Source organism: Desulfobacula sp., assembly GCF_030145145.1.
GTDB lineage: Bacteria > Desulfobacterota > Desulfobacteria > Desulfobacterales > Desulfobacteraceae > Desulfobacula.
Genome location: NZ_JAQYWD010000071.1, coordinates 1 through 13,877 on the forward strand (window position 1 = coordinate 1; position 13,877 = coordinate 13,877).

General features: G+C 43.2%; 12 protein-coding genes. 10 read left to right on the plus strand and 2 right to left on the minus strand.

Annotated features, from left to right (window positions below):
• Positions 1 to 146: 146 nt before the first annotated feature.
• The gene (locus Q1Q15_RS24700) at positions 147 to 1,505 is read right to left on the minus strand and encodes an MFS transporter (RefSeq protein ID WP_300465323.1); all 1,359 of its coding nucleotides are present in this window, start codon (positions 1,503 to 1,505) and stop codon (positions 147 to 149) included.
• 668 nt (positions 1,506 to 2,173) lie between these two features.
• Here Q1Q15_RS24700 and Q1Q15_RS24705 point away from each other — a divergent pair.
• Together Q1Q15_RS24705 and Q1Q15_RS24710 are read left to right on the plus strand one after the other, a co-directional pair.
• Positions 2,174 to 2,476 carry a hypothetical protein gene (locus Q1Q15_RS24705; protein WP_300465324.1) on the plus strand — a complete coding sequence of 101 codons (303 nt, stop codon included), beginning with the start codon at positions 2,174 to 2,176 and terminating at the stop codon, positions 2,474 to 2,476.
• Position 2,477: 1 nt separating this feature from the next.
• Complete coding sequence (locus Q1Q15_RS24710) at positions 2,478 to 2,960, plus strand: YchJ family protein (RefSeq protein WP_300465325.1); 483 nt, start codon at positions 2,478 to 2,480, stop codon at positions 2,958 to 2,960.
• Between the two features lie 37 nt (positions 2,961 to 2,997).
• On the opposite strand, the gene Q1Q15_RS24715 is transcribed toward Q1Q15_RS24710, so the two are convergent.
• Complete coding sequence (locus Q1Q15_RS24715; RefSeq protein WP_300465326.1) at positions 2,998 to 3,210, minus strand: DUF3820 family protein; 213 nt, start codon at positions 3,208 to 3,210, stop codon at positions 2,998 to 3,000.
• Between the two features lie 453 nt (positions 3,211 to 3,663).
• On the opposite strand from Q1Q15_RS24715, the gene Q1Q15_RS24720 reads away from it, so the two are divergent.
• The 8 genes from Q1Q15_RS24720 (at position 3,664) to Q1Q15_RS24755 (ending at position 13,783) form a co-directional block, all read left to right on the plus strand.
• Positions 3,664 to 4,326 carry a class I SAM-dependent methyltransferase gene (locus Q1Q15_RS24720; RefSeq protein WP_300465327.1) on the plus strand — a complete coding sequence of 221 codons (663 nt, stop codon included), beginning with the start codon at positions 3,664 to 3,666 and terminating at the stop codon, positions 4,324 to 4,326.
• A 360-nt stretch (positions 4,327 to 4,686) separates the two neighbouring features.
• Complete coding sequence (locus tag Q1Q15_RS24725) at positions 4,687 to 6,711, plus strand: 3-hydroxyacyl-CoA dehydrogenase/enoyl-CoA hydratase family protein (RefSeq protein ID WP_300465328.1); 2,025 nt, start codon at positions 4,687 to 4,689, stop codon at positions 6,709 to 6,711.
• Between the two features lie 59 nt (positions 6,712 to 6,770).
• Entirely contained in the window at positions 6,771 to 7,958 is a 1,188-nt protein-coding gene (locus tag Q1Q15_RS24730; protein WP_300465329.1) for a thiolase family protein, read from the plus strand.
• A gap of 107 nt (positions 7,959 to 8,065) precedes the next feature.
• Positions 8,066 to 9,067 (plus strand): TRAP transporter substrate-binding protein, encoded by a 1,002-nt coding sequence (locus Q1Q15_RS24735; RefSeq protein WP_300465330.1) that lies wholly within the window; start codon positions 8,066 to 8,068, stop codon positions 9,065 to 9,067.
• A 130-nt stretch (positions 9,068 to 9,197) separates the two neighbouring features.
• On the plus strand, positions 9,198 to 9,665 hold the full coding sequence (locus Q1Q15_RS24740; RefSeq protein WP_300465331.1) for a TRAP transporter small permease: 468 nt from the start codon (positions 9,198 to 9,200) through the stop codon (positions 9,663 to 9,665).
• A 4-nt stretch (positions 9,666 to 9,669) separates the two neighbouring features.
• Positions 9,670 to 10,953 (plus strand): TRAP transporter large permease, encoded by a 1,284-nt coding sequence (locus tag Q1Q15_RS24745; RefSeq protein WP_300465332.1) that lies wholly within the window; start codon positions 9,670 to 9,672, stop codon positions 10,951 to 10,953.
• Positions 10,954 to 11,096: 143 nt separating this feature from the next.
• Entirely contained in the window at positions 11,097 to 12,446 is a 1,350-nt protein-coding gene (locus Q1Q15_RS24750) for a CoA transferase (protein WP_300465334.1), read from the plus strand.
• 2 nt (positions 12,447 to 12,448) lie between these two features.
• Positions 12,449 to 13,783, plus strand: coding sequence for a CoA transferase (locus Q1Q15_RS24755; RefSeq protein WP_300465336.1), 1,335 nt, complete (start codon positions 12,449 to 12,451; stop codon positions 13,781 to 13,783).
• Positions 13,784 to 13,877: the final 94 nt, after the last annotated feature.

Sequence of the window (13,877 nt, forward strand, 5' to 3'; positions counted from 1 at the left end):
TCTTTGGGGGAGCTTTGTGACATAGTAAATAAGGAAAAATTTTTATACCCCGGGACAGAACTGAAACTGGTATTTAAGGCTGCATAAGCTGCATTTAAATTTGGCTAATGTCAGGAGCTCTGAAATTAGGGAGTGAAGGCGAGGTGCTAAGTTTTCGTCAGCATTTTTTTCTGGTATTTTTTGGCTGCCCTGGCTTTTTCAAAGGCATGCTTTGGAAAAGTTTCCTTTAAAAACAGCGCACAGATGAATTGAAGGACTGTACTTCCGGCTAAAAAAGCCAGAACCATGGTGTAAGCTTCAATAGGGTATGCACCGTCAGGTGTGTGCCCGAATCCGTCAAGAATATTCCCGAGAATGGCCATGAATACAGCTCCTCCGAAAAAAGGAAAAAAATTTCCGACGGCTACGGAAGTTCCAGCTATTTGAACAGGATAGAGTTCCTTCAAGGTTGTAAAGGCAACCACCATTGTACAGGCGGAAACAGCAGTGAAAAATATAATGATGCCATACAAAGCCGGGATCGGAAGACCGGAAGGATTCATCCACAAGAAAAAAAACAAGACGCACAGACAGGTAGTACAGAAGATTATATTTTTTTTGCGGCTTTGGAAAACATTATCGGAAACAGCTGCCATGAGAGGACTTCCCACGATCATTGTACAGGCGATCATACTGAGGACAGCACCGGCCTGCGGCTTGCTCAAGCCATAGACATCCATAAAATACGGGCCTGCCCAGAGCCCTCCAAAACCAAAAAAGGTACCTGCATTGCAAAAGAACCAGAGAGCAAGGGGATAAAATCCCGGTTCCTTGATAACCAGTTTAACCCCTTGGCCTAATGGGATTGACTTTAGCCTTTGGGGAGGCGGGTAGCCGGTTCTGAAATTTTCTATTTCGGCAATGGAAGGCCACCCTTTTTCTGTGGGTGAATTTCGGACAAAAAACCAGATTACAAAAACAAGAAGCCCGGTTGTGATTCCGATGGTCTGAAAAACAATCCTCCAGCCAAAGGCTTTGGCAAGCCAGCCCAGCCCGAAGGTACCCAGCAAAACACCGACCCCTCCCAATGCGGTAATGATGCCTTGCATTCTTGCAAATTCGCGTATGGCAAACCATTCCGCCACAATTTTCATAATGGCAATGAAAACGGCGGAAACCCCCAGACCGACAAGACCTCTCCCAACCATGGCAATGGTCACTGTTGGGGCAAAACCGAAAACAAGGGCGCCGACAGCCGCGATTCCCAAGGACAAGGATACTGTTTTTCGAGAGCCCACTGAATCGCACAACAGTCCGGCCGGGATCTGCATGGCCGCATAGACATAAAAGTATATGGAAGCCATCACGCCGATAATTGTGGCATTACAGTTCAGATCCTGCATAATATCATTGGCGACGACAGCCACCGACATTTGATTGAAAAAGACAAGAATATAGGCAGCCCCGAAAGCAGAAAAAACCACCCACCTCAAACGCAATACTCGATTCATTAATTCTTCATTCATGCTTGGCTCCTTTAGCCGATATGGAGTTGAGGACTGCAACGGGTCGTGTCGGCCTGGAAAGTTAGACAAACCCCTTTGTTGAGCAGTCGGAAGGATTTCCATAAGCCTGTCATTCCCTATGTTTTGAGTTGTTCAATATTGACAAAAAAATCCAATACTTCGATATTTTTAATGCATTTTTGTTTTTGAGTTTTATGCCTTCAATCATTTTTTTAACAATTTTAACCACTCATAATCAAAAGGAACCGGTTTAAAGTCCGGTATCGTATGTTCGATCAGCATTAGGATAGCCAAACGATGGAACATTTGTCAAGGATAATACTTAATTTTATTAGTCATATTTAATACAATTGATTATTGTGTGATATTTAAAATAGTTTTTAACTAATTTAATATAACATTATTATAAATTTACCTAATTTTATTATGTTGTATTTACAGAATTGGTCTCTGGCCCAAAACCCTATTTTGCCTCTATCCGGCAGGACCCAGCAATGACATTTTTTCAATTATAGGAGGACATGAAGTTATAGAATCTCTCGATCAATGGTCAAGTTTAGCCAAAGAGCGGCATTGAAGTTTTTCGTTTGTTCCTTGAATCATCAAACCCATTCTGATATTCCTAAAAGCAATTCAATACAAATATTAAAGAACACGGAGTTCAATATTTGCGATATTTCCTGGGAATTAAAATCGAAGCCACAGCACATGATGCCCTGGGTGATATTCTGGTGCTTGAAAAATTGTTTGAAATATTATTTGCGAAGATGAGCAAGGATATAGGGTCAGCAGTGGTTGAAGATAAAATGATGGACATTTCAAGCAAACCAATTTTATTGAATCGAATGTATTTCGGGAAACACAAAGGCGTGTTTTTCAGGGATATTCCAAAGGATTATTTGCAGCGGTTATCTGGCCAGAGTGATCTGGATGAGGATTTGCGGTTTACGGTTGGGCATTATTTGAATTAATTTGGAAAAGAAAGATAAAAAAATACCCTGTTATTGTGGAAGCCAAAAATCTTATGAAGATTGCTGTTACCCTTTTTTATCTGGGAAATCAAAACCACTAATTCCTGAACAGCTGATGAGATCAAGATACTCTGCTTTTTGTATAAAAGATATTGATTATTTGATGACAACCCATCACCGTTCCAAGCGCCAATTAAATGAGCGTGAGATATTGATGCAAACAATCCATGAAACCCAGTGGCGTGGCCTGAAAATATTAAAAACAGATAAAAGTCAAATCAGCCAGGGGGTTGGATATGTTGAATTTGCTGCCTTTTATAAAAGTAAAGGAGACGGACAATTACATGAGAATTCAAAATTCATTTATGAAAACGGACAGTGGTATTATTTTGATGGTGTAATACTTGAACCTTATAGCGTTGGCCGTAATGAGGCGTGCTGGTGCGGAAGTAAAAAAAAATATAAAAAATGTCATGGCAAATGATACAGAATTTTGCACATATCCGAATATGGTTCAAAAACTATTTAAAAAGATACTCAAGACCATTAAGTTTGATTTCATAGACAGCCTTCAACATCTCCCCAAGTCTTCCTTCTGGGAAACCCTTCTGTGAAAACCAGACTATATATGGCTCCGGTAGATCTACCAAACGCAACCCCTTATATTTTCCAAATGGCATTTTTTCTGTTGCAAGAGCAATGAATGCTTCTTTGTCAGGCGTAATTGGCTTCATTATTTCTTGATATCCATGACGTCAATTCCATTATTTTTCAGAAATTCAAGGGGATTTGCTGCAGATTGGAGCATTCGTTTCCAGAACAACATCATATCCCGACCAGTGGCCGTGTTCCTTCCTTTTCTGGGCGCCTTTTGATTTACCTGGTTCCTGTTTTTAACTCATTAAAATATATTGGCATATTTACTTTTGTTTGAGTTGGTTGTCAAGGCATTGGTTGGACTATTGCCACCGGATAAATTTATAAACGGTCTGGACTACACGTTTTATGGTCCTTAGAGCCTGAAACGACATGCCTTATAGACAAAAGAACACCAAGGTCGAAAAATCTTGTCTCAATTGATTTGCATCTACCCATTTTATTTTATACGCTTATCGTTCAATAAATACCCTGGAATAGCCCATGTCCTGAATTAGTATTACCGGTAATTTTTTAAGGAATGAAATAAAATGAAAGATAATAGTGACAAAATCATTGCAGATAAAATTTTACAGTTCACCTGTCTTGGCAATAAAAATGTTCTTGAAATTGGATGTGGAAATGGTCGCATAACCTCTTTTTTAGTTAACAAGCCCCAAAAATTAATAGCCGTAGAACCTGATTTTAAAAAAATCAGAGAAGCCAAAGAGAATATACCGGGAGTGACATTCCAAATAGCTTCTGGTGAAAACCTCCCCTTCTCAAATGCTTCTTTCGATCTCGTTATCTTTACACTATCCCTTCATCATCAAAACAGTGAATCCGCTATTGTTGAGGCGATTAGAATACTGAAGGCAGAAGGTGAAATATTAATTATTGAACCAACGATCAAAGGAGAAGTCCAACGAGCATTTTCATTGGTTAACAGCGAGAATCAGGAGTTAATAAATGCGCAAAGAACGATCAAAGATAGTGATTTAATCATTCATGATTTCGAAATCTTCAATGCTACTTGGTCCTTTGAAAACAAAGAGGATTTATGTCAATCAATTTTTAATTTTTATAACATACCTTTCAATAATCGAATAGCCGCTGAAATAATTCGCCTAATAGGTGCTAAAGCCCAGGATGAACCCATAGAACTATCGGATGAATTGGTGATACAATTCATCAAAAAACCAAAAATTACCTAATAATACTACCCTTGATTGAAAGAATCGTCTTTTTACCTTTTTTAAGCGCTTACCCTAAATTTGAACAAAGCCTTAAAAAAATGGTCTAACCCATCTTGATATGATCCTTTGGGTAAGTTTATGAAAAAAAGAAAAAGCATTTGAAAGGTAAATAGCCGATTGCGTATAAAGTCTTTTGTTTCGATTAATAAAATCGTGAAAACTGAGAATTTGTTTTAGAAATTCGATAAGCGCGGCACATCTATTTAATAAAAAAAATAGGCTTGACAAAATATATTCAATATATTAACTATTGATGTATTAAGTTATAATATATTAATAGTTAGCACACGAACCTTTATTGCCGATAAGTGAGGAAACATGACAGAAAAAAACAAACTTTACACATCATTTCAAAATCCCTATTTAATCCAGTCTGACCGTTCCCTTCCAGATGAAATGGCAGTGATCGGAGCTGGTAATATCGGACCCGATATCGCCTATTTCCTGAGAACAGGGCTTCCCGAAAAAACACTTTACCTGGTAGATGTGATGGAAGAACAACTTGAAAAGGCAAAAAAACGCTTTCAAGGATATGCACAAAAAGGTGTTAAAAGAAAAACCATCACCAGCGAACAAGCGGATCTGATCTTAAAAAATATCGTTTATACAACAGACTATAACGATATTAAGAACTGTAAACTGGTTATCGAAGCAGCCACTGAACAGCTTGACCTTAAAAAGAAAATTTTTGCCATGCTGGAAGACCTGGTTTCCGAAGACACCATATTAACATCAAATACCAGCTCTATTCCTGCCGACCAGGTTTTTTCAGAAATGAAACACCCGGAAAGATCAACGATTACTCATTTTTTTGCCCCGGCGTGGCGCAGCCTTATTGTCGAAGTCATCAAGTGGGATGCACTGGACAACAAAGCCCATGAATACCTGACCTGGTTCTTTGCCAAAACCGGTAAAGTGCCTGTGGTCACTGACAATGTCATTGCCTTTATGCTCAATCGGGTTTTTGAAAGCTGGACCAACGAGGTGTCGTTTATGCTTGACCGGGCCACCACCCATCAAATTGATTGTGTTGCCGAAGAATTTGTCGGCGCAGGTCCGTTTTTTGTTCTCAATATGGCCGGCGGCAATCCACTGACCTTTGCTTCCCAGACCCGCCGTTCAGCAGAACGTGCCAGTTACAAACCCTCTCCTCTCATGCTCTCTGTCGGATCATGGAATACGTCACGGCCCGGCACCAAAGTTGACGTTCCACTGGATGTAAAAGAATGGATTCGATACCGCCTGATGGGTGTTGTTTTCTCCCAGTGCTTTGACATTGCCGACAGGAATATCGGAACGTCGTCAGACCTGAATCTGGGCACTGTTCTCGCATTGGGATTTAAAAAAGGTCTCTTTGATTTCATGGCAGAGTTTGGAGAAGACCAGGTGCTGAAAATCATGAAGGAATTTAAGAAAGAACGCCCGGGCTTTCCTGAACCAACAAAGCGTATCAGCCAATACCTGGATTTTAACCGGGATATCCTTGTGGATGATAAAGATAATGTCCGCATTATCACCATCAGGAGACCACAGGCTGCCAATGCATTAGGTACAGGCACCTGCAATGAAATTCTCAAAACCCTGAAAAAAGGCGCAGATGACCCCTCTGTTGACGGGTTTATTATTACTGGTTATGGAACCAAATCCTTTTGTGCCGGTGCTGATATTTCAGGCTTCATTAAAACGTTAGGCAATCATAAGGCCGGTGTTGACCTGGCAAAGAGCAATTCCGAAGTGCTTCACTATATCGATCAAATGGATAAACCGGTTGTTGCTGCCATGAACGGGTTTGCCATGGGTGGCGGCACAGAGTTGGCCATCAGATGTCACAGCATTGTCGCTGACAGTAACGCCTTTTTTCAGCTTCCTGAAATCACCCTCGGCATTTTGCCGGGAATGGGTGGCGCTGTAATCCCATACCGGAAATGGCCGGCGGCTGCCGCAACTTTTCACGGCATGATCGGAGAGAGCAAACGGTTGAATGTGGCCGAGGCCAAAGAGATCGGCATGGTCAAACAAATTACCAACGGGTATCTTGAAATGATTGACGCTGCCATAGCAGAAGTTAAACGATTAAAGGGAAATGTGCCAAGGATTACCGATAGCCCCGTTTCAATTGAAGCATTTGTCGTGCCTGAAAACCCAATGGCCGGAAAGCTTTCCTTAAGCAAAGAAGCATTGAGCATTGCAGCCAGGGTTATTAATGAGGGTGCTGCTGCAGACCGTCTTAGTGATGCATTAGAAATTAACTATGATGGGTCAGGGGATATTACCTGCATCGACGCTTCCAGGGAAGGCGTGAGTGCATTTCTCCAGAAAAGAAAACCCGAGTTTACAAAATAATTGATGCCCGCAACACCTAAATAGTGACATGTAAATATATTGATCATTAAGGAGTAATCATGTTTCAAAAAGTATTTGTACCGTATAAAGGATATTGGAGTTCACCCTTCAGCAAATGGCAGGGATCGTTTCAAAGTCAGGACGCGATAAAACTGTGTGCCCAGACAGCAACAAAGTTTTTTGAACTTAGAGGATACACCCCACAAGACTTTAAAGCCCTTGTGTTAAGTACAACCATCCCCCAAAAGGCGTGGTTCTATAACAGCCCTCACTTTGCCACACTCATGGGGAATCCGGACATCACCGGACCTCAAATTGCCCAGGCCTGCGCCAGCTCAACGGTTTCTGTCAATTATGCCGCCTGTAATGTAGAGGTGGGTCAGCAGCAGGATGTGCTGGTCGCTGCCTGTGACAGAATGTCCAATGGTCCCAATATCCTGTGGCCGGCCCCAACCGGACCGGGCGGACAACCGGAGTTTGAAAGCTGGGTGATGGACGGTTTCAGTATGGATCCAACAGCAGGCACAAACCCCACAGGCACTGCGGAAAATACGGCAAAAAAATATGGGTTCACCCGGGAACAGTCAGATGATATGGCGGTCAGGCGTTATGATAAATATACAGATGCCCTGGCCAATGACAGGGAATTTCAGAAACGATACATGATTGGTGTGGACGTTCAGGTTTCCAGGAAAAAAACCATCACAATAGATGCCGATGAAGGGATTACCCCCTGCACACATGAAGGCCTGGCCAAGTTAAAAACCAGAAAAGACTGCGTCCTTACTTTTGGTGCCCAGACTCACCCGGCTGATGGAAATGCAGGCATGGTCGTCACCACAAAGGAAAAAGCGGATGAATTTTCAGCAGATAAAAACGTGACGATTCAGATACTGTCATATGGGACTTCCAGGGTTAAAAAAGCCTTCATGCCTACGGCACCGGTTCCTGCTGCCCTAAATGCAATGAAAGCTGCCGGAATCACTGTGGATGACCTTGCAGCCGTTAAAACGCATAATCCGTTTTCCATGAATGATCTGTACATGCAAAAAGAATTGGGAATCGATGAAAAGATCTTTAATAACTATGGCAGCTCCATGGTATTTGGCCATCCACAGGGACCCACCACCATGCGGCTTTTAGTTGAGATGATAGAAGAACTGGTCATGAAGGGCGGAGGCTATGGCCTTCAAGCCGGTTGTGCTGCCGGAGACAGCGGTGCCGCAATGATTGTTAAAGTCAACTAATTTTGTCAAAAAGTGCCACAGCAAAGGTTTCACAACATAATAAGAATGGATCAAACAATATCGTAGGATCCATTCTTATACCAACACTATAATGAAGGAGATTTACCATGAACAGACGTTACCCCTTTTTTATCAGCTTTTTAACCGGACTCCTGGTGTTATTTTTTTGCGGCCCCCTTGCAGCCAAAACGATTACATTTAAATTTTCCAACTTCGTCCCCCCGATTGAAGCCCATGCTAAAGCGGGGGTGTGGATTGAGAAAGAATTAAATGAAACGGCCGGCGATAAGGTTAAAGCCAAGTATTTTCACAGCGGACAGATGGGAGGTCCTCCTGATATCGTCAAAAAAACACAGATGGGTGTTCTTCAGGGGGCATGGCTTATTGGTAACATTGCGCCGGATTTTAATTCCAAATTTGCCATTGGCACTTTAGCTTATTTGATGGATTCATATGAAAAATGGAATGCTTTTCTGGAAAATGATGCGCTCAGGGAGGAATTGTTCAGCTCCCTGGAACCCAAAGGGCTCAAGGTTCTGGATCTGTGTTATTTTGGCAAATATGGCATAACCAGCACCAAACCTGCAAGGACATTGAATGATTTGAAAAAAATGAAACTGAGGACCACCAAAGGCAAATATCCCCTGGCCTTCTGGAACGCCATTGATGTCAACCCGACACCCATGTCATGGGGAGATGTAATACCGGCTTTGAATCAGAAGGTAATTGACGGTACAGACCAGACCATGGGAGTTGTATACCTTCTGAAAGTGGATGATCTTTGTAAATATTTTACCCGGACCAATCATATGATCGGTCTGCATTTCTTTGTTGTCAATAACAAGTGGTATAAAAAGCTTGATCCGGAAGTCAGTGAAGTGATCGCTGCAAGTGTTCATAAGAACTTTAAAAAGGCAAGAGAAATGGCTATGGAACTGACGGCCAAAGCTGAAGCCGAGCTGCCCAAAAAAGGTGTTGAGATTATCGATTTTTCAAAAGAAGATTTGAATGCTTTGAAAGAGGCCCAGAAAACGGTTTGGAAAAAATTCGAAACTGAGATCGGTAAAGAGTGGCTGGATAAAGTGAGTAATTTCGTATCTGGAATGTAATCTGTCATTTTAAAGTTGCCGCCGTTTCAAGCCATCAATTGTTCATTCAGGTGGCTTGAAACGGCTGAGAAGCATATCGTTTTTGGTCCCTCCCGGCATGGGGTTTATTGCTTAGTACAGGAATTATTTTATGAAAATTATCATTTCACTTATCCATTTTATTGAAAAAAAAGGCCTCTTTCTGATCTTTTCCACCATGCTGATTGCGCTGACGATTTCCATGCTCACCCGGTATGTATTCCAGCGTCCGCTATCGTGGACAGATGAATTGTCAACCTATCTGTTTATTGTCATGACATTTTTAGCCGCCAGTGCTTCCATCAAGACGGGTACAGAACTCAAGGTCGATGTACTGTATGAACGGTTCCCCCAATGGCGCAAAGGACTTGATTTGATTTTACACAGCGTCCGCCTACTGGTCTCTGTTTTTTTTATTGTCTATGGCTTGCTCTATGTTCAGGTAGAGATCGTAATGGATATCTATTCACCTATCCTGCAGATTCCGCTTTATCTGATTTATTGCACACTGCCGATTTTCGGCTTATTAATGGCCATCCGTACGATCGATTGTCTTATCATTTTATTTAAAGGCGAGTAACAAAATGGAAATATTAATCATTCTATGCATCCTGCTGATCCTACTGTTTTTGCGAATTCCCGTATATATCTGTTTGTTTTTAACCGGTGTTATCGGACTGTTTTTCTTTGCGGATCTGGAATTAACCTTTGTTGCTCAGACCGTCGTTAAAAAACTTGACAATTTTTCCCTCTTAGCCATCCCGTTTTTCATTCTTATGGGAACGATTATGACAATGGGGAAATCTGCGGACAAATTAATCTGGTTTGCACGAAAAATACTCTCGTTTCTCCCCGGTGGTTTGGCCATTACCGGTGTTGTCTGCTCCGGTGTCTTTGGTGCGATTTCAGGGTCAAGCATTTCAACCGTTGTTACCATCGGTAGCGTCATGTTCCCCCACCTGAAAAAATATGAATACCCGGAGTCTTTTTCCATTGGCCTGATAACCAGTTCAGCGATTTTAGGCATCATTGTACCGCCGAGTATCATTATGATTATTTGTGCCTTGACCGCAGGTGAATCAGTTGTAAAGCTTTTTTCTGCAGGCTATCTGCCCGCAATTCTGATTATGGGTTGCCTTTGTTTGTATGCCTATATTGTTTCTTTACGAAAAGGACTCGGCACCCTTTCCCTTGAAAAATTCAATACTGCTGATGTTCTAAAGGCCAGCTGGGATGCCATATTTCCCTTTTTAATTATTGTGATTTTGTTTGCAGGAATCTATTCCGGCGCATTTACAATCACAGAGGCGTCTGTTGTATCCTGCGTTCTTGCGATTATACTGGAAGTTTTGATTTACCGTTCCATTAATTTTAAGCAACTGCAGGATGCGCTTGTCTCAAGTGCACTTATCAGCGGTACCCTTGTCATTACGGTATCCGGTGCAGGTGTACTTTCAGAATATATCACCATTCAAGGCATTCCCGACCAGATTTTAGAGTATTCCATGCAATATCTGCCCAATGGGTCTGTCTTTATGCTTTTTACCATTTTTCTGCTGCTGCTGGTAGGGACCTTTTTAGATCCTATCGGTGCCATCATGATTCTGGTTCCCATTTTATTGCCCATTGCCACACAATTTAACATCGACCCGATCCATTATTGCCTGGTCGTAACAGTTGCCCTGGGCATCGGGTATATAACACCGCCACTTGGCCTTTTGCTCTATACGGCATCCGCGGTGACCAAAAAAGACTTTGTATACGTATCGAGATCTATTCTGCCGACACTGTTCATATTCATTGTATCCTTGATCATTATTGCCTTTGTGCCTGCTATTTCCATGTACATACCCAATCTTTTATTTTAGCGGAAAAAACCATGCGTACCGAACCGGAATTTCTGACAAATCTGGAACTATATTTAAAATTTTTTTAAATGAGACATTATTTTATAATCAATGCGTCACATTACCCATCATGAGACGTCATTAAAAGGAGACGATCCACTGCTATGGCGGAAGAAACATGGAAAGATTATAAGGAAAAGAGACATTCAAAGCCTTTGCCGTTAAAGGGTATCAGGGTGCTTGAAGTGGGGACTTTGATTTTAGGTCCGGTGGGCCCGGGGTTTTCAGCGACCATGGGCGCTGAGGTAATCAAGTGTGAAATCCCTCCCATTGGGGATACCGGCCGCAACATGACACCGTTTGGCTATTTTTATAAAGGATTTCCGCCGGTATTTATCCATAATAATGTCAATAAGTACTGGGTGGGTCTTGACTTACATAAACCGGAAGCCCAGGAGCTGTTCCGGGAACTGGCACTCAAATCTGATATTATTGAAATAAACCTGCGCCCGGGAGTGATGGACAAATGGAATGTCGGTTACCATCAGATTAAAAAGATTAACCCGGGAATTATTTATATTTCAAAGACAGGCTTTGGTCAGTGGGGACCGTATGCGCTTGAAAACCGGCCCTCCAATGACGGGGCCGCCCAAGGTCTCTGTGGATACGCCTGGATGTCAAGTTTTCCGGACCAGCCACCGCTTAAAAGCAGCATTTATCCCTGCGATGATTATGGCGGACTCATGGGGGAGGTGGCTGTATTAGCGGCCCTCCACCATCGGGACAAGACGGGTCAGGGCCAGTTCATCGACCTGTCACAGTCTGAGAATATCATGAGAGCGATGTCCTGGGTCTGGCCGTATCAACAATTAACAGGAAAAGAGGCCATGCCCGCGGGCAACAGAGATGTATCCATATGCCCGGCAGATACATTTTATTGTTGCGATGGTGATTTTGTGGCCATCGCGGCACCAGCCCCGGATGAATTTAAAGGGTTGTGCACGGCCATGGAAAAATCTGAACTCACGGAAGATTCCAGATTCAATGACCATCTGACGCGATTAAAACAAGAAAATGCGGATGATATTATAAAAATTATTGCGGACTGGGCAAGGACCAAGTCGCCTGACGAAATCGAGGCATTAGCTGAAACGCATGGTTTCGCAGCCTCCCGGGTGAAAAGTGTCAAGGACATAATGGCGGATGAACATAGTAAGGAACGCGGCTTTATAGCAGAAATTGATGATCCGATTCTCGGTGAGTATCAAGACTATGGATTTCCGGTAATGATGTCCAAGACACCCCCCAGGGTCAAATGGGCGGTTCGACCGGTTGGCTTTGATAACGAATACGTGATGACAAATCATCTGGGCAGAAATGCGGACCAGATTAAAGCGTTGTATGACTGTGGGGCTCTGGGAAAATGGGGTGATCTGCCTGGGCGTAAACCGCCCTTGGACTGGGATGGCAAGGCCGGGCTTATTATGGCCAGAGAAGCGCAGGAAAAGGAGTAAGCATGGAGACTGGACAAAACTGGAATGATTGGGCAAAATATAACAGTGACCCGCGTATGGCACATGTAAGGCCTGAAGCCCTGGATGATATCATCGTACTGGATCTAAGTTCTAAAAGCTTTGCAGGCTGCTATTGTTCTTCGCTTTTAGCTGAATTTGGGGCACAGGTCATCAGAATAGAACCGTCCGAAGGTGATTTTATCAGAACGTGCACCCCTTATGGGATATTACACAAAGGAGAAGGCCTCAATTACTTGACCGAGGGCCGCAACAAGTCTCACATCACATTGAATCTGAGAGAGCCGGAAGGCCGTGAAATTCTCAAAGCCCTCGTGGTTCAAGCGGATGTTCTCATAGAAACCTTTTTACCCGGTGTCATGAACGATTGGGGCATTGGCTATGAGCAATTAAAAGAAATCAATCCCAAACTGATATTTGCTTCCATAACAGCCAATGGTCAGTTTGGACCATTGAGCCAGAGTCGGATGCCGGATTACGACAATATCATCCAGGCAAAATCAGGGATTCAGCAAGGTACAGGAGAGATCATGCCTGAAGGAAAGACCTATGATGACTGCCCCTGGGCGGTTCCAACCAAAGCGGGTCCGTGGATTGGATGGGCGCAGCCGGCAACGTTTATGGCCGTGGGTATTTTGGCTGCCCTTCACTGGCGGGAATCCAGCGGAGAGGGACAGGCACTTGATGTGGCCACATATGAGGCCTATGCCCGGTTTGATGATGTGAATCCGGTCTGGTATCATGGGTCGGGCTTTGTTTCAGAGCGGTTTGGAAGTCTGGATAAAGGTGCCTGGCTGTATTGCTTTTCTCCAACCAAAGATGGGGCTGTTTTTCTGGGAGGGTTAAGGCTGGAAATGTGGCAGGCCTTTGCCGATATCGTCGGCAAATGGGAAGAATGGGAGGTGGATGACTGGAAAGACTTAACCTTGTTTACACAAAAAGAGCAGCAATTGAAATGGTCACCGTTGATCTTTGCCGAAACCCAGAAATACACCAGCGACCAATTGGTGGCCATGTCCATAGAATATGGTAAAACCGGTCGCCTGGCACCCGTCACTCCTGTCGTGGCACCGGTATGTTCCCCTTTGGAAACCATGAAAGATGAAAATTGGAAGGAAAGAGGGGTTTTGACCCCGGTCAAAGATCCGGTTTTCGGGGACGTCGTTGTGGCCCAGGCCCAGCATAAAATGACGGAAACCCCCATAAGAACCAAATGGGTATGCCGGCCTGTGGGCTATGACAATGGGCATGTCTACCTAAAGCATCTGGGGTTTGGCCCGGCAAAGCTCAAAACGCTCAAAACAGCGGGAGTAGTTTGACACATTTCAGGAGATGCTGTTAACATTACGGCATCGTTAAACGCGTGGGTGTTTATTTAGTTTATGTTTTAAGGAGGGTATAATGGCGCAGATA